This is a genomic window from Pseudaquabacterium inlustre, assembly GCF_038066595.1.
Classification (GTDB): Bacteria; Pseudomonadota; Gammaproteobacteria; order Burkholderiales; family Burkholderiaceae_C; genus Pseudaquabacterium; species Pseudaquabacterium inlustre.
Map to the genome: position 1 here is coordinate 314,260 of NZ_JBBUTH010000011.1, position 20,417 is coordinate 334,676.

The 20,417-nt window shown below is 69.0% G+C and carries 21 protein-coding genes; 7 read left to right on the top strand and 14 right to left on the bottom strand.

The features are described 5' to 3' along the window. Window positions 1-84: 84 nt before the first annotated feature. Complete coding sequence (locus AACH10_RS24120; RefSeq protein ID WP_341413102.1) at window positions 85-1,008, bottom strand: DUF2726 domain-containing protein; 924 nt, start codon at window positions 1,006-1,008, stop codon at window positions 85-87. Between the two features lie 157 nt (window positions 1,009-1,165). Continuing rightward, the gene (locus tag AACH10_RS24125; protein ID WP_341413103.1) at window positions 1,166-1,915 is read right to left on the bottom strand and encodes a GNAT family N-acetyltransferase; all 750 of its coding nucleotides are present in this window, start codon (window positions 1,913-1,915) and stop codon (window positions 1,166-1,168) included. A gap of 336 nt (window positions 1,916-2,251) precedes the next feature. Between AACH10_RS24125 and rplM the strand changes: the two genes are divergently transcribed. The 3 genes from rplM (at window position 2,252) to erpA (ending at window position 3,639) form a co-directional block, all read left to right on the top strand. Next, the gene (rplM, locus tag AACH10_RS24130; protein ID WP_341413104.1) at window positions 2,252-2,680 is read left to right on the top strand and encodes a 50S ribosomal protein L13; all 429 of its coding nucleotides are present in this window, start codon (window positions 2,252-2,254) and stop codon (window positions 2,678-2,680) included. Between the two features lie 9 nt (window positions 2,681-2,689). Beyond that, window positions 2,690-3,082, top strand: coding sequence for a 30S ribosomal protein S9 (gene rpsI, locus AACH10_RS24135; RefSeq protein WP_341413105.1), 393 nt, complete (start codon window positions 2,690-2,692; stop codon window positions 3,080-3,082). Between the two features lie 182 nt (window positions 3,083-3,264). Then, window positions 3,265-3,639, top strand: a complete 375-nt coding sequence (erpA, locus tag AACH10_RS24140) for an iron-sulfur cluster insertion protein ErpA (RefSeq protein ID WP_341413106.1) — start codon at window positions 3,265-3,267, stop codon at window positions 3,637-3,639. Window positions 3,640-3,690: 51 nt separating this feature from the next. Here the strand turns inward: erpA and AACH10_RS24145 are convergent, their stop codons facing one another. Next, window positions 3,691-4,806: an anhydro-N-acetylmuramic acid kinase gene (locus AACH10_RS24145; RefSeq protein WP_341413107.1), complete on the bottom strand. Its 1,116-nt coding sequence runs from the start codon at window positions 4,804-4,806 to the stop codon at window positions 3,691-3,693. A gap of 73 nt (window positions 4,807-4,879) precedes the next feature. After that, window positions 4,880-6,265 carry a peptidoglycan DD-metalloendopeptidase family protein gene (locus AACH10_RS24150; RefSeq protein ID WP_423228661.1) on the bottom strand — a complete coding sequence of 462 codons (1,386 nt, stop codon included), beginning with the start codon at window positions 6,263-6,265 and terminating at the stop codon, window positions 4,880-4,882. A gap of 313 nt (window positions 6,266-6,578) precedes the next feature. On the opposite strand from AACH10_RS24150, the gene tyrS reads away from it, so the two are divergent. From tyrS to dtd, 3 genes are read left to right on the top strand one after another with little or no spacing between them, the layout of a single operon-like run. After that, a complete protein-coding gene (gene tyrS / locus AACH10_RS24155; RefSeq protein WP_341413109.1) occupies window positions 6,579-7,829 on the top strand; it encodes a tyrosine--tRNA ligase in 1,251 nt (416 codons plus the stop codon). Between the two features lie 22 nt (window positions 7,830-7,851). Continuing rightward, window positions 7,852-8,742: a cation diffusion facilitator family transporter gene (locus AACH10_RS24160; protein WP_341413110.1), complete on the top strand. Its 891-nt coding sequence runs from the start codon at window positions 7,852-7,854 to the stop codon at window positions 8,740-8,742. Next, a complete protein-coding gene (gene dtd, locus AACH10_RS24165) occupies window positions 8,739-9,179 on the top strand; it encodes a D-aminoacyl-tRNA deacylase (protein WP_341413111.1) in 441 nt (146 codons plus the stop codon). Before AACH10_RS24160 ends, dtd begins: the two co-directional genes overlap by 4 nt. Before the next feature lie 75 nt (window positions 9,180-9,254). Here the strand turns inward: dtd and AACH10_RS24170 are convergent, their stop codons facing one another. From AACH10_RS24170 to AACH10_RS24210, 9 genes are all read right to left on the bottom strand, one after another. After that, window positions 9,255-10,226, bottom strand: coding sequence for a tripartite tricarboxylate transporter substrate-binding protein (locus tag AACH10_RS24170; protein WP_341413112.1), 972 nt, complete (start codon window positions 10,224-10,226; stop codon window positions 9,255-9,257). Window positions 10,227-10,358: 132 nt separating this feature from the next. Then, complete coding sequence (locus tag AACH10_RS24175) at window positions 10,359-11,651, bottom strand: phenylacetate--CoA ligase family protein (protein ID WP_341413113.1); 1,293 nt, start codon at window positions 11,649-11,651, stop codon at window positions 10,359-10,361. Further along, window positions 11,644-11,949 carry a hypothetical protein gene (locus AACH10_RS24180; RefSeq protein ID WP_341413114.1) on the bottom strand — a complete coding sequence of 102 codons (306 nt, stop codon included), beginning with the start codon at window positions 11,947-11,949 and terminating at the stop codon, window positions 11,644-11,646. Before AACH10_RS24180 ends, AACH10_RS24175 begins: the two co-directional genes overlap by 8 nt. Next, window positions 11,946-12,752, bottom strand: a complete 807-nt coding sequence (locus AACH10_RS24185; RefSeq protein WP_341413115.1) for an ABC transporter ATP-binding protein — start codon at window positions 12,750-12,752, stop codon at window positions 11,946-11,948. The genes AACH10_RS24180 and AACH10_RS24185 overlap by 4 nt, the downstream gene beginning before the upstream one ends. A gap of 86 nt (window positions 12,753-12,838) precedes the next feature. After that, the gene (locus AACH10_RS24190) at window positions 12,839-14,167 is read right to left on the bottom strand and encodes an ABC transporter substrate-binding protein (protein ID WP_341413116.1); all 1,329 of its coding nucleotides are present in this window, start codon (window positions 14,165-14,167) and stop codon (window positions 12,839-12,841) included. 40 nt (window positions 14,168-14,207) lie between these two features. Continuing rightward, a complete protein-coding gene (locus AACH10_RS24195; RefSeq protein ID WP_341413117.1) occupies window positions 14,208-15,266 on the bottom strand; it encodes a branched-chain amino acid ABC transporter permease in 1,059 nt (352 codons plus the stop codon). A gap of 27 nt (window positions 15,267-15,293) precedes the next feature. Beyond that, the gene (locus AACH10_RS24200) at window positions 15,294-16,223 is read right to left on the bottom strand and encodes a branched-chain amino acid ABC transporter permease (protein ID WP_341413118.1); all 930 of its coding nucleotides are present in this window, start codon (window positions 16,221-16,223) and stop codon (window positions 15,294-15,296) included. Between the two features lie 26 nt (window positions 16,224-16,249). Then, the gene (locus AACH10_RS24205) at window positions 16,250-17,041 is read right to left on the bottom strand and encodes an ABC transporter ATP-binding protein (RefSeq protein ID WP_341413119.1); all 792 of its coding nucleotides are present in this window, start codon (window positions 17,039-17,041) and stop codon (window positions 16,250-16,252) included. A 1-nt stretch (window position 17,042) separates the two neighbouring features. Then, window positions 17,043-18,980 (bottom strand): AMP-dependent synthetase/ligase, encoded by a 1,938-nt coding sequence (locus tag AACH10_RS24210; protein WP_341413120.1) that lies wholly within the window; start codon window positions 18,978-18,980, stop codon window positions 17,043-17,045. A 138-nt stretch (window positions 18,981-19,118) separates the two neighbouring features. On the opposite strand from AACH10_RS24210, the gene AACH10_RS24215 reads away from it, so the two are divergent. Then, entirely contained in the window at window positions 19,119-19,829 is a 711-nt protein-coding gene (locus AACH10_RS24215) for a Crp/Fnr family transcriptional regulator (RefSeq protein ID WP_341413121.1), read from the top strand. Window positions 19,830-19,855: 26 nt separating this feature from the next. Here the strand turns inward: AACH10_RS24215 and AACH10_RS24220 are convergent, their stop codons facing one another. Continuing rightward, window positions 19,856-20,407, bottom strand: a complete 552-nt coding sequence (locus AACH10_RS24220; RefSeq protein ID WP_341413122.1) for a PEP-CTERM sorting domain-containing protein — start codon at window positions 20,405-20,407, stop codon at window positions 19,856-19,858. Window positions 20,408-20,417 lie beyond the last annotated feature (10 nt).

Below are 20,417 nucleotides of genomic sequence, written 5' to 3' on the forward strand. Positions count from 1 at the left end.
AACAGGCCCGAGTGTCGCTGCGCGCGGCACCGCTGAGACCGGGGGCGGCGGGTGCGGCGCAGAAAGCGCTGCACCTGCAGGCGCTCAGGAGCCTACCGCGTGGCCGCCGCCGTAGGTGCCGGTGGCCAGGTGCATGCCATGGCCCTCGGCCGTGCCGGACGGGCTGCCGGCGTCGGTGGCCGGGCCTGCATCGGCGTGGACGTTGTGGGCCACCAGCGACAGCGGCGGCGGCGCGGGCTCGCCCGCCGGCAGCGCGCCCGGCGGCAGCGCCGCGGCCAGCACATCGGCCTGCTCGTCCTCGGGGTCGCTGTCGCCCAGGCCCAACGCCTCGAAGCGGCGCTCGGGCATGAAGAACGAGTCGGTGAAGGGCAGCGAGTCCTGCCACAGCGTGGTGCGCTCGCGCCGGCGCGAGCCGCTGGTGGCTCGGACGTCGTTGGCCGCGCCCACCGCACCGGCACGGGCACCGGCCTCGTCGGACGAAGGGGCGCTGGCCGGCTGCGGGCCGCGGTTGGCGCTGGCGCTCTGCGGCACCAGCAGCTGCAGTTCGGCCACGCTGGGCAGGTGGTCGGCCGGACAGCGCAGGTAGCGCACGCGGCAGGCACCCAGCGCCGACTGCTTGATGCGCGTGGCCCGCGCCGGCGGGCCGCCACGGTCGTAATGCAGGTCGATGGCCGCCAGCACCCGGCCTTGCTGGCTGCACACGGCAAAACTCACCTGGATGGCGCCCAGCAGCTGGTACCAGTAGCGCACCTTGTCGGGGTCGGCCGGCTGGCAGAAGCGCACCAGCGGCAGCTTGGCCAGCACCACGTGGTGCGGCAGCGCCTCGCGCAGCTGGCGGTACATGCGGCGTTCGTCGGGCGTGAACACCGGGCGCGGCAGCAGGTCCCAGTCGACCGGCAGCGGCGCCGGGCCGGGCGCCGGGCGCGACGCGCGCCACCGCCAGACCAGCACCGCCAGCAGCGCGGTCAGGGCGATCACGGCAAGAATCCAGGGGAGGGTCGACTGCATCGGTTCTCGCGGCGCGTGATCTGGCCCGGACACCGCGGATGCCACCGCCGGCCAAATCTGAAAAACTCGCTTGAACCGATATTACAGCGTGACAACCTGTTTCCGTTCCGGCGTGGCGGGCTGTTTCGCGCCCAGCCGGCCCGTTCAAGCCGGGGGGTCAGTCGCGCGCGGCCTGGCCTGGGCGTGCCACGCCCGACTTCACTTCGCCGATGGCTTCGATCAGCGAGCCCACGCGGCGCGTCTGGCGCTTGATCTGGTAGTCGATGGCGGCGGCGCCTTCGCCCACCCACTGCTCCACCTGCGAGGCCAGCGTTTCGGGCGGCAGGCGCAGGTAGGCGTCCGACTCGCTGCCCGAGCGCTGCACGATGGCACCGGCCTTGCGGGCGATGCGCAGCATCACGGTGTTCTCCGACAGCGCATGGATGTAGAGCGTGTCCACATGACCATTGCGTGCGTGCAGCATGGCATGCTCGAACAAGCGCGCGCCGTAGCCGCGGCCGCGTGCATGCGGCAGCACCGAGCCACCGAATTCGGCACCGGGGCCGCCCGGGCCGCCGTCGCCGGCGAAGGCCAGGTGCGCCAGCGCGATCAGCTGGATGTGGCGGTTGTAGATGCCGAACACTTCGTCGCGCTCGAAGTTCAGCGCCTCGACATAGCGCGTGATCTGCCCGTCGGTGGCCGGGTAGCCGAAGCGCAGGTAGCGGTCACGCTCGGGCAGGGCCAGCAGATGGGCGAGGATGCGGTGGCGGTGCTTGGGCGCCAGCGAGCGGATCGGCACCCAGGACGGGTGAGGGACCTCGTCGCGCGGTTGTCCGGGCGTGGCCGTGGGCAGGGCGGCGTGCAGTGCGGCATGGCGATCCGCCAGCGCGGGATCGTGCGGCGCGTGCTGGGTTTGAATCGTGTGCATGGCGCGTTTCCTAGTGTTAACCCTTAGTTTACCGGTGTCACTCCGATCGCGCTCGACCCGAAACGGGGTGGGGCGTCGCACAGTTCACGCCTGGAAGCGGTGTTGTGGCTATAATCGCGGGTTCCCCGAAGTTGGCGGGGGTGGAGTGCTGCCTGCGCGGCGCCTTGGTTTTCCAGGGTGTTCACAGGTTGCCGGCGTGGGTTTCGAGAGGCTGCGGGTTCAAGCAGCGCCGAGGGGCCTGAAAGGCATCGCGAGATGCCGTGACGCCGCAGCGCACCGAACAGCCAGCGTTAGTGCCGGTTGCCCAAAGTGGGTGATCGGCTTGAAAGACCTCTCATGAAGACCTTCAGCGCCAAGCCGGCCGAGGTTGTGCACGAGTGGTTTGTGCTTGATGCCACCGACAAGGTGCTCGGACGTGTCGCCAGCGAAGTGGCACTCCGTCTGCGCGGCAAGCACAAGGCCATCTACACGCCTCACGTCGATACCGGTGATTTCATCATCGTCGTCAACGCCGACAAGATCCGCGTCACCGGCAACAAGGCCGAAGACAAGGTGTACTACCGCCACTCGGGCCACCCGGGCGGCATCTACGGCACCAAGTTCAAGGACATGCAAGCCAAGCATCCGGGCCGCGCCCTGGAGAAGGCCGTCAAGGGCATGCTGCCCAAGGGCCCGCTCGGCTACGCGATGATCAAGAAGCTGAAGGTGTACGCCGGTGACTCGCACCCGCACACTGCCCAGCAGCCCAAGGCGCTGGAAATCTAAGGAGCGGCGATGATCGGCAATTGGAATTACGGCACCGGCCGTCGCAAGTCGTCGGTGGCCCGCGTGTTCATCCAGAAGGGTGACGGCCAGATCGTGGTCAACGGCAAGCCCGTCGACCAGTACTTCGGTCGCCAGACCTCGATCATGATCGTCAAGCAGCCCCTGCTGCTGACGAACCATGAAGGCACGTTCAACATCAAGGTCAACGTGCACGGCGGCGGCGAAAGCGGCCAGGCCGGTGCGGTGCGCCACGGCATCACCCGCGCGCTGATCGACTACGACGCGACGCTGAAGAGCGAACTGAGCCACGCCGGCTTCGTGACGCGCGATGCGCGTGAAGTCGAGCGTAAGAAGGTCGGTCTGCACGGCGCCCGTCGCCGCAAGCAGTTCAGCAAGCGCTGATCGAACTTGCCGGTGGTGGCCTGCGGGCCGCCGCTGTTGCGCCAAAGCCGCCTGCGGGCGGCTTTTTCACATCCAAAGTCCCCGGACGCGGTGCGGTCAAGGCCTGCATGGTGCCGTCCGTCGGACAATTCGCTTGTTGCGCGGTCGCGGATGACCTGCGCCTTTCCTCTGGAGCCCCGTTGATGAACGCCGTTGCCGAAACCCTTGCCGCCGACACCGCCGAGATGCCCGCGCCGCTGGTCTTCACCGACAGCGCCGCCGCCAAGGTGGCCGATCTGGTGGCCGAAGAGGGCAATCCCGACCTGAAGCTGCGCGTGTTCGTGCAGGGTGGTGGCTGCTCGGGCTTCCAGTATGGCTTCACCTTCGATGAAGTGGTCAACGACGACGACACCGAGATGAAGAAGAACGGCGTCACGCTGCTGATCGACGCGATGAGCCTGCAGTACCTGGTGGGCGCCGAGATCGACTACAAGGAAGACCTGCAGGGTGCGCAGTTCGTGATCAAGAACCCGAACGCCACCACCACCTGCGGCTGCGGCTCGAGCTTCTCGGTCTGATCGACCCATCACCCGCCGAACGACGGCCGCCGCAGGGCGGCCGTTGTGCTTTCAGCGCGCGGGATGCAGGCAGCCCAGCACACGCGGGCCGGCGGCGCCGGTGACGGCCGGCCGGTTGCCGGGCCGGCGCTGCGTGAAGGCCCAGGCCAGCCAGGCGAAGGCTGCGGCCTCCACCTGCAGTGGCGGCAGGCCGGCGCTGGCGGTGGACTGCACGGCGGTGCCGGGCAGTTGCGCAGCCAGGCGCGCCATCAGGTGGTCGTTGAGGGCGCCGCCGCCGCACACCAGCAGGCGCGTCGGGCTGGGCAGATGGCGCAGCAGCGCGTCGGTGGCCGCGCGCACGGTGAACTCGGCCAGCGTGGCCTGCACGTCCACCGGCGTCAGTGCGTCAAAGGCCGCCAGCCGCGCATCGAGCCATTCGGCATGGAACAGGTCGCGGCCGGTGCTCTTGGGCGGTGCGCGGTGCAGGAAGGGCTCGTCGAGCAGTGTGGCCAGCAGCGCTGCATCGACCCGACCCTGCGCGGCCCACGCCCCGCCCGCGTCGAAGGGTGTGCGGCGGTGGCGTTCGCACCACAGATCGAGCAGCACATTGCCGGGGCCGCAGTCGAAGCCGCTGACCGCACCGTCGGCGCCCAGCAGCGTGAGGTTGCCGATGCCGCCCCAGTTCAGCACCGCCTGCGCCATGCCCGGCTGGCCGAACAGCGCGGCATGGAAGGCCGGCACCAGCGGCGCGCCCTGGCCACCGGCGGCCACGTCGCGGCTGCGCAAGTCGGCCACCACGTCGATGCCGCAGCGCTCGGCCAGCAGTGCGCCGTTGAGCAGTTGCACGGTGTAGCCGGTGCCGTCGAACTCGCCGGGCCGGTGGCGCACCGTCTGGCCATGCGCGCCGACGGCTGCAATCTGATCGGCCGTAGCGCCCGTGGCGGCCAGCAGCGCGGCCACGGCCTGGGCATAGGCTTCGGCCACGCCGTTGCTGGCCAGTGCGGCGCGGTGCAACTCGTCGGCACCGGGTCGATTCAGGGCCAGCAGGTCGGCGCGCAGTGCGTCGGGGAAGGGCCGGTGGACGTGGCCTTGCACGGCGATGCCGCCCTGGGGGTCGAAGCGCGCCAGCACGGCATCGACACCATCGAGCGAGGTGCCCGACATCAGGCCGATGAAGAGGTCGCGCATGTCCGTGACGGTGACAGCGGCAGGTGAGCTGGTGGCGGCGGCTGGCGGGCCGCGGTAGCCCGCTGTCAGTCGCTTATTCCGCGTCGCCGCGGAAGCCGCCCACGGTGGTGACGGCGGCTGCCAGCTGGCTGCGCGCAGTGCTGGCCAGCTGCATGAACTGCGGCCTGGCGGCGGCGTCGATGGTCACGGTCTCGGCGGCGCGGGCCACCTTCAGCGGATCCTGGAAGGCGCCGTTGACGCGGTACTCGAAGTGCAGGTGCGGGCCGGTGGCCCAGCCGCTGGCGCCCACGGCGCCGATGCGCTGGCCTTGCTCGATCTTCTGGCCCTTGCGCACGTCGATGCGGCTGAGGTGTGCGTAGACGGTGGTCTTGTCGGCGCCGTGCTTGATCTGCACCACGTTGCCATAGCCGCCTTGCTGGCCGGCGAAATCAACCACGCCATCGCCCACGGCCTTGACCGGCGTGCCGGTGGGCGCGCCGTAGTCGACGCCGTTGTGGGCGCGCCAGCTCTGCAGGATGGGGTGGAAGCGCATCGCGAAGCCGGAGGTCACGCGCGAGAACGCCAGCGGGCTGGCCAGGAAGGCGCGGCGGCGGCTCTTGCCGTCCAGGCCGAACCAGCTGCCCTTGCCGGTGCGCGCATCGGCAAACCACAGCGCCTGGTGCGTCTTGCCGTTGTTGGTGAACTCGGCGGCCAGCACATGGCCGGTGGCGTCGTTCCAGGTGATGGGCTGGTCGTCGGCGGTGAGCGCTTCGAACACCACGCTGAAGCTGTCGCCCTTGCGCAGCTGGCGGTGGAAGTCGATGTCGCCCGAGAAGGCCTCGATCATCTGGCTGGCGATGGCGTCGGGCAGACGGGCGTCGTCGGTGGCCGCGAACAGCGAGGTGCGCACCGTGCCGCTGCCCAGGCGCACCTGGCGCTGCAGCGGCGCGGTCTCGAGCTGGCTGGTGATGCGCGCGCCGTCGCGACGCAGCGTCAGCCGGGTGAAGTGCGTGCCGGCTTGCGACTCGCTGAGGGCCGGGAAGCGCGCGATCAGCTCGGTCAGCGTGCCATCGGCGGCGGTGCGCACCTGCACCATCTTGCCGCCGCGGCCGTCGATCAGGCGTCGGGCGTCGGCGTCATGCCGCAGCACGGCGGCGGCCAGCGGATCGGCCACGCCCAGGCGGCGCAGCAGGGTGTCGGCGGTGTCGCTGGCACGGGTGACGTCGCTGTGCGAGAGCTCGAGCGGCTGCGCGGCCAGTGCATCCACCTGGGCGTCCAGGCCGGCGATCTGCAGCTCCTGCGTGACGACGCGCTGCGGCAGCGTGGCGGCGTCGGGCACCAGCGGCGCGATGCCGAAGGCGGTGGCGCCAAAGCCGGCCAGCACCGCGACCACACCCGTCGTCAGGCGCCGCGGGTGGCGGCGCAGCGTGGCATTGCACGTGGACAGCAGATCGAGCGCAGCGGATTTCGCGGAGAGCAGGTTCAAACCTCGGATTCCCAACGGGCCCGCAACGGGCGGTGACAGCAGATGCGGGCACGCGAGAAGGGCGCGCTCCCTCGACAACTCGGTCTGCTGGACTCGGCCAGCGCGTCAACGGGCGTCTCGTAGAATGCAGCGCCTGCGCGGCCTGTGGCGGGGTGTGACATGTTCACGCCCACCGATGGCAGAACGAACGCGCAGTATACCTTGGCCCCCTCAGCGGGCGATCCGGGTCAGACCGGAGGCCGCGCCGGGAGCCACCATGCCAGCCGATGGCCCCGATGCTTGCCTGGCCCCGCCGCGGGCCCCCGTCATGACCCACGCCCAACCGACCGCCGCCGCGGCCGCCGCCCACCCCGTGACCGACCGCACCCGCGAGGCGCTGGCCGTCAGCCTGCGCGGCTGCGACGAGTTGATCCCCGAGGCCGACTGGCTGAAGAAGCTGGCGCGCAGCGAGGCCAATGGCGTGCCGTTGCGCATCAAGCTGGGCCTGGACCCCACCGCGCCCGACCTGCACCTGGGCCACACCGTGGTGCTGAACAAGATGCGCGCGCTGCAGAACCTGGGCCACCAGGTGATCTTTCTGGTGGGCGACTTCACCAGCATGATCGGCGACCCCTCGGGCCGCAACACCACGCGCCCGCCGCTGACGCGCGAGCAGATCGAGGCCAACGCCAAGACCTATTACGCCCAGGCCAGCCTGGTGCTGGACCCCGAGAAGACCGAGATCCGCTACAACAGCGAGTGGAGCGATCCGCTGGGTGCGCGCGGCATGATCCAGCTGGCCGCCAAGTACACCGTGGCGCGCATGATGGAGCGCAACGACTTCCACGACCGCTTCCACGCCGGCACCAGCATCAGCGTGCACGAGTTCCTGTACCCGCTGATGCAGGGCTACGACTCGGTGGCGCTGAAGAGCGATCTGGAGCTGGGCGGCACCGACCAGAAATTCAACCTGCTGATGGGTCGCCACCTGCAGCAGGAATATGGCCAGGAGCCGCAGTGCATCCTGACCATGCCGCTGCTCGAAGGCCTGGACGGCATCGAGAAGATGTCCAAGAGCAAGAACAACTACATCGGCATCACCGAAGACCCGGCCACCATGTTCGCCAAGGTGCTGTCGATCAGCGATGTGCTGATGTGGCGCTGGTACACGCTGCTGAGCTTCCGCGCCGAGGCCGAGATCGCGGCGCTGAAGGCCGAGGTCGAGGCCGGCGCCAACCCCAAGCACGCCAAGGTGGCGCTGGCGCGCGAAATCGTCACGCGCTTCCACAACGCTGCGGCGGCCGATGCGGCCGAGGCCGACTTCAACAACCGCGCCAAGGGCGGCATCCCCGACGACATCCCCGAGGTGACGCTGGCCGGTGCGCCGCTGGGTCTGGGCGCGCTGCTGAAGGCCGCCGGCCTGGTGCCGTCGAGCAGCGAGGCCATGCGCATGGTGGAGCAGGGCGGCGTGCGCATCGATGGCGCCGTGGTCTCCGACAAGGGCCTGAAGATCGAGGCCGGCACGGTGGTGGTGCAGGTGGGCAAGCGCAAGTTCGCGCGTGTCACGCTCACGGCCTGAGCTGGCACCGGTTGCCCACACGATGCAGGTCGCCTCGTACCTGAAGCTGTCGGTCGCGGTGGCCGTGGCCACCATCGCGCTGAAGACCGGCGCCTGGTGGCTCACCGATTCGGTCAGTCTGCTGTCCGACGCGATGGAGTCGCTGGTCAACCTGGCCGGCGCGATGTTCGCGCTGGTGATGGTGACCGTGGCCCAGGCGCCGCCCGATGCCGATCACCCGTACGGCCACCACAAGGCCGAGTACTTCAGCAGCGGCTTCGAGGGCGTGCTGATCCTGGTGGCGGCGCTCGGCATCATCTGGGCCTCTGGCCAGCGCCTGCTGCACCCGCAGCCGCTGGAGGCGCTGGGCTGGGGCGTGGTGCTGTCGGTGGTGAGTTCGGCGATGAACGGCGCGCTGGCCTGGGCCATGCTGCGCAAGGCGCGCGAGCACCGCTCGATGGCGCTGGAGGCCGATGCCCGGCACCTGTTCACCGATGTCTGGACCTCGGCCGGCGTGGTGCTGGGCCTGGGCGCCGTGCACGCCACCGGCTGGCTGTGGCTGGACCCGGTGATCGCCATCGGCGTGGCGCTGAACATCGTGCGCGAGGGCGTGCACCTGATCGCGCGCTCGGCCGACGGGCTGATGGACCGCGCCATCGACGCCGAGGGCCGCGAGGCCATCCAGCGCGTGCTCGATGACTTTGCCCACCACACCATCCGCTTCGACCATGTGGTCACGCGCCGTGCCGGCCAGCGCCAGTTCGTCGATCTGCACATGCACATGCCGGCCGACTGGTCGCTGGGCCGCGCGGCGGCGGTGCGTGCGTCGGTGGAGCAGGCGCTGATGGCTGCGGTGCCGGGCCTGCGCGCCACGTTGCAGCTGTTGCCGATGGACGTGGAAGCGCACTTCGACGATCCCAGGGATCCGCTGTGATCGGGCTCATCCAGCGCGTGCGCGAAGCCAGCGTCACCGTGGCCGGCCAGCGCATCGGTGAAATCGGCCCAGGGCTGCTGGTGCTGGTGTGCGCCGAGCCCACGGATGGCGAGGCCCAGGCGCGCAAGTTCGTCGACAAGCTGCTGAAGCTGCGCATCTTCTCGGACGAGGCCGGCAAGATGAACCGCAGCGTGGCCGATGTGGGCGGCGGCCTGCTGATCGTCAGCCAGTTCACGCTGGCGGCCGACTGCTCGGGCGGCAACCGCCCCAGCTTCACCGGCGCCGCGTCACCCGCGCTGGGCCTGGCGCTCTATGAACGCGTGCTGCAACTGGCGCGCCAGCGCCACCCGGTGGTGGCCTGCGGCGAGTTCGGCGCCGACATGCAGGTGGCCCTGGTCAACGACGGGCCGGTGACGATCCCGCTGCGCATCGCCTGAAGCCCGCACCTGATGCGCTGAAGGCACGAAAAAGGGGCCCAAGGCCCCTCGTGCATCACACGCCGCGGCGTGTGATCAATCGGCGTACTGGCCGGCGGCCTTGATGACCGGGCCCCACTTGGCGATCTCGGCCTCGACGAACTTCTTGTGCTCGGCGCCGCCGACGCGCGCGTCGGTGACGATCACCGCGCCCAGGGCTTCCTGGCGCTTGTGGAAGTCGGCGTCGGCCAGCGCCTTGCGCAGCGCGGCGTTGATCTTGTCGGTCACCGCCTTGGGCGTGCCCTTGGGGGCGTACAGGCCGTGCCAGATGGTCACGTTGAAGCCCTTCAGGCCGGCCTCGTCCAGCGTCGGCAGCTTGGCCAGCGAGGGCGTGGCCAGGCGCTTGGTGGTGGTGACCGCGAAGGCCTTGACCTTGCCGGTCTCGATCTGCTGCGTGGTGTTGGTGGTCTGGTCGCACATGATGTCGACCTGGCCGCCGAGCAGGTCGGTCATGGCTGGGGCGGTGCCCTTGTAGGGCACGGTGGTCATGTCCACGGCCAGTGCCTGCTGGAACAACAGGCCGCACAGGTGCGAGGCGGCGCCCAGGCCGGCGTTGGCCAGGTTGATCTTGCCCTTGTTGGCGTTGATCCAGGTGCGCAGGCTGGCGAAATCGGTGGCCGGCAGGGTGCTGCGGCCGATCAGCGTCATCGGCACCTCGTTGACCAGGCCCAGGTACTCGAAGTCGGTCAGCGTCTCGTAGGGCAGCTTGCGGTACAGCGCCGGCGAGGTGGCCATGCCGATGTGGTGCAGCAGCAGCGTGTAGCCGTCGGGGCTGCTCTTGGCCACCTTGGCGGCGCCCAGCGTGCCGCCGGCGCCGCCGACGTTCTCGATCACCACGCTCTGGTTGTTGAGCTGCTTGCGCAGGGTTTCGGCCAGGTCACGGGCCACCTTGTCGGTGGGGCCGCCGGCTGCGAAGGGCACGACGATGGTGACCGGCTTTTCCGGGTAGTCGGCCAGCGCGGCGGTGGCGGTGGCTGCGAGCAGCAGGGCTGTGAACAGCTTCTTCATCTGGGGCTCTCCGTGCGGACGGGCGGTGGGGGAAAGGAAACGGACCAAGATGTTAGGCGCGCACGGCGCGCTGCAACCGCCGGGAAATACGTAGGCCCCGCAGGCCGCAAGCCTTTGCCTGCCCGGTGGCCGCTACCGGTAGCTGCGGGCGTCCTCGATCACCTTGCCGTCGTTGGGCAGGCTGCCGGGGGCCACGGCCACGATGTCGGCGCGCAGCTTGGTGATGTCGCGCACGCTGTCGGCCACCGCGGCGGACAGGCCGGCGGGCAGCGCATCGGGCGCGCCGGGCACCTCGATCTTCAGCGTCATGCGGTCACTGGCCATCTCGCCTTCCACCACCAGGCGGGCGCGTGCCACCTCGGCATGGCGGCGCACCACCTCGGCCACCTGGCCGGGGTGCACGAACATGCCCCGCACCTTGGTGGTCTGGTCGGCACGGCCCATCCAGCCCTTGATGCGGGTGTTGCTGCGGCCGCTGGGGCAGGGGCCCGCCAGCACGGCCGACAGGTCGCCGGTGCCGAAGCGGATCAGCGGGTAGTCGGCGTTGAGCACCGTGACCACGATCTCGCCCACCTCGCCGTCGGGCACGGGGTCGCCGGTGCCGGGGCGCACGATCTCGAGCACGATGCCCTCGTCGAGCACCAGGCCCTCGCGGGCCGGGGTCTCGTAGGCGATCAGGCCGGCATCGGCGGTGGCGTAGCTCTGGTAGGCGGTGATGCCGCGCTCGGCCAGCCAGTCGCGCAAGGACGGCGGGAAGGCCTCGCCCGAGACCATGGCCTTGGTGATTGAGGCCACGCTCAGGCCGGTCTCGGCCGACTTCTCGACCAGGATCTTCAGGAAGCTGGGTGTGCCGGCATAGGCCTGGGGCTTCAGGTCGGCGATGGCCTGCAGTTGCTGCTCGGTGTTGCCCACGCCGCCGGGGATGACGGTGCAGCCCAGGGCCTGGGCGCCGCTCTCCATGATCCAGGCGCCAGGCGTGAGGTGGTAGCTGAAGCAGTTGTGCACCAGGTCGCCGGCGCGAAAGCCCGCGGCGTGCATGGCCCGCGCCACGCGCCAGTAGTCGGCGGCATGGCCCTCGGGTTCGTAGATCGGGCCGGGCGACTGGTAGACGCGGCGCGCGCCGGCCATGGGCTGGCCGCCACGCAGCAGCGCACGCCAGCCGATGGCGGCAAAGCCGCCGAAGGGGTCGCCGCCGGCAGCGCGGCTGGCCTGCTGGCGCGCCAGCAGCTCGTGCTTGCGCGTCACCGGCAGCGTGGCGAGTGCGGCGCGGCTGGTGATGGTGGCGGCGTCCACGCCCTGCAGCAGCGCGGCACCGGCGGCGGTGGCGGCTTGCGCCTGGGCGATGTGGCGCGGCAGCGCGGCCATCAGCGCGGCCTCGCGTTCGGCCGGGTCACGCTGTTCCAGCGCGTCGTAGAACTCAGTCATCGGAGTCGCTCCACTGCGCCAGCTGGCGCTTCAAGTCGGCCACGAAGTCGCGCAACTCGGCGCTGTTCTTCGCGGTCTTCTCGATCCATTCCGGGCTGCTGCGCGACGGGCGCTTCACCCGCGCCAGCTTCAGCGTGGCGCCGTCCACGGCGGCGCGCGCCAGCACCGTGCCGCGGCGCTCGAAGCGGCCCTCGCGCTCGGTGAGGCCGGCGTCGCGCAGCTCGCGCTTCAGGCGCTGCAGGGCCTCGTCGGGCTTGAACGCCGGCAGCGCGAACGCGAAATCGTCGTCAGCGCTCATGCCAGCCAACGCTTGCGGCGTTTGTAGGACTTCACGTCCTTGAAGCTCTTGCGGTCGCCGCCGCCCATGCCGAGGTAGAACTCCTTGACGTCCTCGTTCTCGCGCAGGGCCTTGGCCTCGCCGTCCATCACGATGCGGCCGTTCTCGAGGATGTAGCCGTAGTCGGCGTAGCGCAGCGCGATGTTGGTGTTCTGCTCGGCCAGCAGGAAGGTCACGCGTTCCTTGGTGTTCAGGTCCTTGACGATCTCGAACACCTCTTCGACGATCTGCGGCGCCAGGCCCATGCTGGGCTCGTCCAGCAGCACCATCTTCGGGTTGCACATCAGCGCGCGGCCGATGGCGCACATCTGCTGCTCGCCGCCCGAGGTGTAGGCCGCCTGGCTGGTGCGGCGGGTCTTCAGCCGCGGGAAGTAGGTGTAGACCTTCTCCAGCGTGGCGTCGATCGCGCCCTTGCCGTCGCGGCGCGTGTAGGCGCCGGTGAGCAGGTTCTCCTCGATCGTGAGGTGGGCGAAGCAGTGCCGGCCTTCCATCACCTGCACCACGCCGCGCTCGACCATCTGCGCCGGGCTGAGCTTCTCGATGCGCTCGCCGCGCAGCTCGATCGAGCCCTTGGTCACGTCACCGCGCTCGCCGGCCAGCAGGTTGCTCACCGCGCGCAGCGTGGTCGTCTTGCCGGCCCCGTTGCCGCCCAGCAAGGCCACCACGCGGCCCTCGGGCACCTGCAGGCTGACGCCCTTGAGCACCAGGATCACGTGGTTGTAGATGACCTCGATGCCGTTGACGTTGAGAAGGATGTTGGACATGCCAGAGTCTCACTAAAACCCCCTCCGCTCGGCGGAGGGGGCAGGGGGAGGTGCCCCAGGGAAGGCCGGAGGCGGTTGTCGATCCATCAGGATTGACAATCCGCTGGCGTGCGCCGCTCGATCTTCTTCTCGGCCGCGTACTTGTCGGCCGCGCCCTTGACCAGCGGCTTCAGGATCGACTCGTCGGCCTGCAGCCAGTCGGAGCTGAACTGCCACTTCGCGCCGTCCCAGGTGTGCACGCGGGCCCAGTTGGCGCCCATGTGGTCGGCGCAGCTGGTGCTGATGGGGCGCAGCACGCCGGCAAAGCCCAGCGCATCCAGCTTCTTCTGGTCCAGCGCCAGGTTCTCGTAGCCCCAGCGGGCCTGCTCGCCGGTGACCACCTTGCCCTTGCCGAAGCGCTCTTGTGCGCGCTTGACGCCTTCGATGGCGAACATCGCGCTCATCAGGCCGCGCATGTACAGCACCTGGCCCACTTCCTCCTTCGGGCCGGTGCCCTGGCCCTTGCCGTGCAGTTCCTTCAACACGTCCTGGGCGATCTTGGAGTTCACCTCGTAGCCGTGCTGCATGGTCACGGCGTTGTAGCCCTTGGCGCCGGCACCCACGTCCTTCACGTCGGGCTCGGCACCGGCCCACCACACGCCGTACATCTTCTCGCGCGGGTAGCCGGTGGCCACGGCCTCCTTCAGCGCGGTGGAGTTCATCACGCCCCAGCCCCACAGCAGCACGTAGTCGGGCCGGCTCTGGCGCACCTGCAGCCAGGTGCTCTTCTGCTCCACGCCCGGCGCGGTGACGGGCAGCAGCTGCAGGTCGAAGCCGTGCAGCTTGCTGCGCTCGGTCAGCAGCGGGATCGGCTCCTTGCCGAAGGGGCTGTCGTGGTAGACCAGCGCGATCTTCTTGCCCTTGAGCTTGTCCAGGCCACCTTCCTTCTTGGCGATCTGCTGGATCAGCGCATCAGCGGCCACCCAGTAGGTGCCGGCGATCGGGAAGTTCCACTTGAACACCATGCCGTCCTGGCTTTCGCTGCGGCCGTAACCGGCGGTGATCAGCGGGATCTTGTCGACCGGGGCCTTCTCGGTCAGCGCGAAGGTGATGCCGGTGGACAGCGGCTGGAACACCGTGGCGCCCTTGCCCTTCAGGCGCTCGTAGCACTCCACGCCCTTGTCGGTGGCGTAGCCGGTCTCGCATTCCTCGTACGAGATCTTCACGCCGTTGATGCCGCCGCGGGCGTTCACCAGTTTCAGGTAGTCGACATAGCCGTTGGCGAACGGCACGCCGTTCGGGGCGTAGGGGCCGGTGCGGTACACCAGCACCGGGAAGAACTGCTCCTTGGCCTGCGCCAGCGCCGGCGTGGAGAAGGTGGCGCCGATGAGCGCAGCCGCCGCAGCGGTACCAACGACGAGGGTCTTCAGCTTCATGCTTGTCTCCAGTGAACAGGGGTGGGCGGGGGGAACGACTTCAGTGAGGGAAGGGCCACAGGCGCAGCTTTTCCTTGCCGATGGACCACAGGCGCGCCAGGCCATGCGGCTCGACGATCAGGAAGAACACGATCAGTGCGCCGAACACCATGAAGGTGAGGTGCGAGGCCAGCGCGGTGGAGAAGCCCAGCGCGACGGTGAGGTTGTCCAGCACGATGGGCATTACCACGATGAAGGCCGCGCCGAAGAAGCTGCCCATGATCGAGCCCAGGCCGCCGATGATGACCATGAACAGCAGCTGGAACGAGCGGTCGATCGAGAAGGCCGCCGGCTCCCACGAGCCCAGGTGCACGAAGCCCCACAGCGCGCCGGCCACGCCGACGAAGAACGAGCTGACCGCAAACGCCGTGAGCTTGGCGTACACCGGGCGGATGCCGATCACCGATGCGGCCACGTCCATGTCGCGCATGGCCATCCACTCGCGGCCGATGTGGCTGCGTACCAGGTTCTTGGCCACCAGCGCGAACACCACCACGAAGGCCAGGCAGAACAGGTACTTCTCGGCCGGGGTGTCGATGGTCCAGCCCAGCACGTTCAGGCCGGCCACGCTGACCGAGCCCGAGGCCGAGTCGTTGGTGAACCACTTGATGCGCAGGAAGGCCCAGTCGGTGAAGAACTGCGCCGCCAGCGTGGCCACGGCGAGGTACAGGCCCTTGATCCGCAGCGAGGGGATGCCGAACAGCACGCCCACCACCATGGCGCACGCGCCGCCCAGCAGGATGGCCGCGATGACCGGCATGCCGTCCACACGCACCAGGAAGTTGTAGGCCGCGTAGGCCCCCACGGCCATGAAGCCGCCGGTGCCCAGCGAGATCTGGCCGCAGTAACCCACCAGCACGTTCAGGCCCAGGGCGGCCAGCGACAGGATCAGGAACGGGATCAGCACGGCGCGGAACAGGTACTCGCTGGCCAGGCCCGGCACGACCACGAATGCCGCCAGCACCAGCGCCAGGATCAGGTAGCGGTCCTGCGCGATCGGGAAGATCTGCTGGTCGGCGGCGTAGCTCGTCTTGAACTGGCCGTTCTCACGGTAGAGCATGGAGTTCTCCTTGTGGGGGCTCGGCGTTCAGACGCGGTCGATGATCTTCTCGCCGAAGAGTCCTTGCGGACGCACCAGCAGGAACACCAGCGCCAGCACGTAGGCGAACCAGATCTCGATGCCACCGCCCAGCATGGGGCCGATGAACACCTCGGACAGCTTCTCGCCCACGCCGATGATCAGGCCGCCCAGGATGGCGCCTGGCACCGAGGTCAGGCCGCCCAGGATCACCACCGGCAGGGCCTTCAGCGCCACCAGCGAGAGCGAGAACTGCACGCCCAGCTTGCTGCCCCAGATGATGCCGGCCACCAGGGCCACGAAGCCGGCCACGCTCCAGACGATGACCCAGATGCGGTTGAGCGGGATGCCGATGGACTGCGCGGCCTGGTGGTCGTCGGCCACCGCGCGCAGCGCACGGCCGGTGCCGGTGTACTGGAAGAACGCGGCCAGCACCGCCACCAGCGCGGCGGCCACGAGGGCGGCCACCAGGTCTTCCTGGTTCACCAGGATGCCGCCCTGGAACACGCTTTCCAGCAGGAACAGCGGGTCCTTGGGCATGCCGACATCGATCTTGTAGATGTCGGAGCCGAACACCGTCTGGCCGAAGCCGTCGAGGAAGTAGGTGATGCCCAGCGTGGCCATCAGCAGCGTGATGCCCTCCTGGTTGACCAGGCGGCCGAGCACCAGGCGCTCGATCAGCCAGCTCACGCCCACCATCACCACCATGGCGCCGGTGAAGGCCACCACGTTGATGACCAGCTTGTTGTCGATGTGCAGCAGGCCGGGCAGCCATTCGGCGAAGCGCGCCATGGCCAGCGCCGCGAACAGCACCATCGCGCCCTGCGCGAAATTGAACACGCCCGAGGCCTTGAAAATCAGCACGAAGCCCAGCGCCACCAGGGCGTAGAGCATGCCGGTCATCAGGCCGCCGATCGTGGCTTCCAGGAAGAATTGCATCGTCGTCTCTCCGGTGGCGGCCGCGTTCAGTGGCTGGTGCCGAGGTACGCGCGGATCACGTCCTCGTTGTTGCGCACCTCGTCGGGGGTGCCGTCGCCGATCTTCTTGCCGTAGTCGAGCACCACCACGCGGTCGGAGATGTCCATCACCACGCCCATGTCGTGCTCGATCAGCACGATGGTGGTGCCGAACTCGTCGTTGACGTCGAGGATGAAGCGGCACATGTCCTGTTTCTCCTCCACGTTCATGCCGGCCATCGGCTCGTCGAGCAGCAGCACCTGCGGCTCCATGGCCAGTGCGCGGCCCAGGTCCACGCGCTTTTGCAGGCCGTAGGGCAGGCGGCCCACGGGCGTCTTGCGGTGGGCCTGGATCTCGAGGAAGTCGATGATGCGCTCGACGAAGGCGCGGTGTTCCATCTCCTCGCGCTGGGCCGCACCCAGGCGCAGGGCCTGCTGGAAGATGTTGGTCTTCATCTTCAGGTTGCGGCCGGACATGATGTTGTCGATGACGTTCATGCCCTTGAACAGCGCCAGGTTCTGGAAGGTGCGGGCCACGCCCATCTCGGCCACCTGGCGGCTGTTCATGTGCGCGAAGCGCTGGCCGCGGAAGGTGATCTGCCCCTCCTGCGGCGTGTAGACGCCGTTGATGCAGTTCAGCATCGAGCTCTTGCCCGCGCCGTTGGGGCCGATGATGGCGCGGATCTCGTGCTCGCGCACATTGAAGCTGATGTCGGTCAGCGCCTTCACGCCGCCGAAGCGCAGGCTGATGTTCTGGACGTCGAGGATGACGTCGCCGATGGTCTTGTCGTCCGATGCCATCTCAGGCCGCCTTCTGGGTCATCGCGGGAAAGGTCTTCACGTCCATCAGCTTCAGCGTGGCCGAGACGCTGCCGGTGCGGCCGTCCTCGAACTTCACGGCCGTCTCGATGAACTGCTCGCTCTTGCCGGCATACAGCGCGTCCACCAGCACCTGGTAGCGATCGCTGATGAAGCCGCGCTTGACCTTGCGGGTGCGGGTCATCTCGCCATCGTCGGCATCCAGCTCCTTGTGCAGCACCAGGAAGCGGCTGATCTGGCTGCCGGCCAGCAGCGCGTCGCGCGCCAGGTCGGCGTTGACCTTCTCCACGCAGTCGCGGATCAGCTCGTACACCTCGGGCTTGGCCGCCAGATCGGTGTAGCCGGCGTAGGGCAGGTTGCGCTTCTCGGCCCAGTTGCCCACGGCCTCGACGTCGATGTTGATGAAGGCGCAGACCTTGTCGCGCTTGTCGCCGAAGGCCACCGCCTCCTTGATGAACGGGAAGAACTTGAGCTTGTTCTCCACGTACTTGGGCGCGAACATGTCGCCCGCCGCGGTGCGGCCCACGTCCTTGGCACGGTCGATGATCTTCAGGTGGCCGTCGGCATCCAGGAAGCCGGCGTCGCCGGTGCGGTACCAGCCGGTGTCGGTGAGCACCTCGGCGGTGGCCGCGTCGTTCTTGTAGTAGCCCTTGAGCAGGCCCGGGCTGCGCACCAGGATCTCGCCGCTGTCGGCCACCTGGATCTCCACACCCGCGGCCGGCACGCCCACGGTGTCGGCCTTGGCCTCGTGGTCGGGCTGCAGGCACACGAACACCGCGGTCTCGGTGCTGCCGTACAGCTGCTTGAGGTTGATGCCGATCGAGCGGTAGAAGGTGAACAGGTCGGGCCCGATGGCCTCGCCCGCGGTGTAGGCCACGCGCACGCGGCTGAAGCCCAGCGTGTTGCGCAGCGGGCCGAAGATGGTCTTGTCGCCCAGCCACCAGGCCAGGCGGTCCATCAGGGCCACCGGCTTGCCGTCCATGCGGTCGGGGCCCACGCGCTTGGCCACCGCCATGAAGTGCTGGAACAGCCACTTCTTGAAGGCGCCGGCGTCCTCCATGCGGATCATCACGCTGGTGAGCAGGCCTTCGAAGATGCGCGGCGGCGCGAAGTAGTAGGTGGGGCCGATCTCCTTCAGGTCGATGGTCACCGTGGCCGCCGACTCGGGGCAGTTCACCACGTAGCCGCAGCTCAGCCACTGCGCGTAGCTGAAGATGTTCTGGCCGATCCAGGCCAGCGGCATGTAGGCCAGCACTTCCTCGCTCTCGGTGAGCTTGTCGAAGTCGGCGCCGGCCTTGGCGCGATCGAGCAGCGAGAAGTGCGTGTGCACCACACCCTTCGGGTTGCCCGTGGTGCCCGAGGTGAAGAACATGGCCGCCACGTCGTGCGCCTCGCCGGTGGCCACCTGGGCGTCGAAGAACTTGGGGTCGCGCTGCTGGCGGCCGCGGCCGGCCTCGATCAGCCCGTCCAGCGACTGCAGGCCCGGCTCGTCGTACTTGCGCAGGCCGCGCGGGTCGTCGAACCAGATGTGCGCCAGCTGCGGGCACTGGGCGCGGATCTCGAGCAGCTTGTCCACCTGCTCCTGGTCCTCCACCACGGCGAACGCCACCTCGGCGTTGTTGATCGGGTAGACCATCTCGGTAGCCACCGCGTCCTGGTACAGCGGCACCGGGATGGCGCCCAGGCTCTGCGCCGCCAGCATGCTGGCATAGAGACGCGGCCGGTTGTCGCCGATGACCACCAGGTGCTGGCCGCGCTGCAGGCCGGCCTCGGCCATGCCGCAGGCCAGCAGCCGCACCTCGTCGGCCAGCTGGCGCCAGGTGGTGGTTTGCCAGATGCCGAGGTCCTTCTCGCGCAGCGCCGCCGCGTTCGGGCGCAGCTTGGCGTGTTCGAGCATCAGCCGGGGAAAGGTGGTTTGCACCGCAAGCACTCCTGCAGGGGTCTGCCGCAGCCGGGGATCCGGCAGCAGCTGGCGCATCGTAAGAACATGTTTGACGCCAAGTTGTCGGTACGACGACAATTTGCGGGTCAGTCCCGAGCGGACATACCCGAGGCCTTGATGTCAGGCAACCCGCGGCTTCGCGAACGCGCCCGCGCGCCCACCAGCGACGAGCTGCAGGGCGTGCCCTGGCTCTGGCAGCTGGACGAGGCCGACCGGCGCGAGGCGCTGGCGCACCTGTCGGTGGGCGAGGCCTTGCCGGGCGAGCGCATCTGCCGCACCGGCGCACCGTCGAACTACTGGTTCGGCGTGATCGATGGCCTGCTGAAGATGAGCAACGACACCCGCGAGGGCGGCCAGATCACCTACACCGGCGTGCCGCCGGGCGCCTGGTTTGGCGAGGGCACGCTGCTCAAGGGCGAGGTGTACCGCTACAACATCGAGGCGCTGCGGGCCAGCCGCGTGGCCGGCCTGCCCAGCGAGGTGTTCAAGCGCCTGCTGGACCGCAGCATCCCGTTCAACCGCTTCGTGATGAATCAGCTGAACGAGCGGCTGGGCCAGTTCATCGCGGCGCGCGAGATCGACCGCGACAACCAGCCCGACGTGCGCGTGGCGCGCAGCCTGGCCTCGCTGTTCCACCCGGTGCTGTACCCGGGCGTGGGCCAGGTGCTGCGCATCACGCAGCAGGAGCTGGCCTACCTGATCGGCCTGTCACGCCAGCGCGTGAACCAGGCCCTCAATGCCCTGCAGGACGCGCGCCTGATCCGCGTGGAGTACGGCGGCGTGCGTGTGCTGGACCTGGACGGTCTGCGCCGGCACCGCGTGGACTGAGGTGCCGGGCAGGCCGCAGGCGGCGCTCAGCCGCGACGGCGGCGGGCCATGAAGCCGACCGCGCCCAGGCCGGCCAACAGCATGGCGTAGGTGCCGGGCTCGGGGACGGCCGGGGTCACGTCGGTGAGCGTGTAAGTGCCGAAGCCCAGCAGCGGTCCACCGCTGGCGTTCGCCAGGTAGTAGCTGAAGCCGGTGAAGGTGGTCTCGATCGGCGTAAACGATTCGGCCATGAAAGAGATGGCTGGTGCACCACTTGCAACCGGGGCAGCCGAGAGCTCCAGACCCATGGCTTGCCCCTGGCTGTAGATGGCGAAGGCGTTCGGTGCCAGATCGGCCAGCGTCCAGGTGTAGCCCGCGAAGTTCAGCGTGAACTCGGTGAGCGACAACCGGTCGCCCGCCTGGGTGGCAGAACCAGCGAATGAGAAGGTGCCGCTGAAACCAGTGCCTTTCAGCGGCGATTCTTTGGGAACTGGGTCAGTGCTGCCGGTGAAGGTGAAGTCGGCGGCCGAAGCGCTCAGGTTGGCCACGGCCAGGGTGGCGGCCACGGCGGCCGCGCGCAGGGGGAGGTGGAGGTTCATGGGGACGGTC

What these genes read in the sequence shown, in the direction of transcription:
- AACH10_RS24120 (WP_341413102.1), bottom strand. Translation starts at nt 1,008, where the DNA reads ATGCAGTCGACCCTCCCCTGGATTCTTGCCGTGATCGCCCTGACCGCG.
- AACH10_RS24125 (WP_341413103.1), bottom strand. Translation starts at nt 1,915, where the DNA reads ATGCACACGATTCAAACCCAGCACGCGCCGCACGATCCCGCGCTGGCG.
- rplM (WP_341413104.1), top strand. Translation starts at nt 2,252, where the DNA reads ATGAAGACCTTCAGCGCCAAGCCGGCCGAGGTTGTGCACGAGTGGTTT.
- rpsI (WP_341413105.1), top strand. Translation starts at nt 2,690, where the DNA reads ATGATCGGCAATTGGAATTACGGCACCGGCCGTCGCAAGTCGTCGGTG.
- erpA (WP_341413106.1), top strand. Translation starts at nt 3,265, where the DNA reads ATGAACGCCGTTGCCGAAACCCTTGCCGCCGACACCGCCGAGATGCCC.
- AACH10_RS24145 (WP_341413107.1), bottom strand. Translation starts at nt 4,806, where the DNA reads ATGCGCGACCTCTTCATCGGCCTGATGTCGGGCACCTCGCTCGATGGT.
- tyrS (WP_341413109.1), top strand. Translation starts at nt 6,579, where the DNA reads ATGACCCACGCCCAACCGACCGCCGCCGCGGCCGCCGCCCACCCCGTG.
- AACH10_RS24160 (WP_341413110.1), top strand. Translation starts at nt 7,852, where the DNA reads ATGCAGGTCGCCTCGTACCTGAAGCTGTCGGTCGCGGTGGCCGTGGCC.
- AACH10_RS24170 (WP_341413112.1), bottom strand. Translation starts at nt 10,226, where the DNA reads ATGAAGAAGCTGTTCACAGCCCTGCTGCTCGCAGCCACCGCCACCGCC.
- AACH10_RS24175 (WP_341413113.1), bottom strand. Translation starts at nt 11,651, where the DNA reads ATGACTGAGTTCTACGACGCGCTGGAACAGCGTGACCCGGCCGAACGC.
- AACH10_RS24180 (WP_341413114.1), bottom strand. Translation starts at nt 11,949, where the DNA reads ATGAGCGCTGACGACGATTTCGCGTTCGCGCTGCCGGCGTTCAAGCCC.
- AACH10_RS24185 (WP_341413115.1), bottom strand. Translation starts at nt 12,752, where the DNA reads ATGTCCAACATCCTTCTCAACGTCAACGGCATCGAGGTCATCTACAAC.
- AACH10_RS24190 (WP_341413116.1), bottom strand. Translation starts at nt 14,167, where the DNA reads ATGAAGCTGAAGACCCTCGTCGTTGGTACCGCTGCGGCGGCTGCGCTC.
- AACH10_RS24195 (WP_341413117.1), bottom strand. Translation starts at nt 15,266, where the DNA reads ATGCTCTACCGTGAGAACGGCCAGTTCAAGACGAGCTACGCCGCCGAC.
- AACH10_RS24200 (WP_341413118.1), bottom strand. Translation starts at nt 16,223, where the DNA reads ATGCAATTCTTCCTGGAAGCCACGATCGGCGGCCTGATGACCGGCATG.
- AACH10_RS24205 (WP_341413119.1), bottom strand. Translation starts at nt 17,041, where the DNA reads ATGGCATCGGACGACAAGACCATCGGCGACGTCATCCTCGACGTCCAG.
- AACH10_RS24215 (WP_341413121.1), top strand. Translation starts at nt 19,119, where the DNA reads ATGTCAGGCAACCCGCGGCTTCGCGAACGCGCCCGCGCGCCCACCAGC.
- AACH10_RS24220 (WP_341413122.1), bottom strand. Translation starts at nt 20,407, where the DNA reads ATGAACCTCCACCTCCCCCTGCGCGCGGCCGCCGTGGCCGCCACCCTG.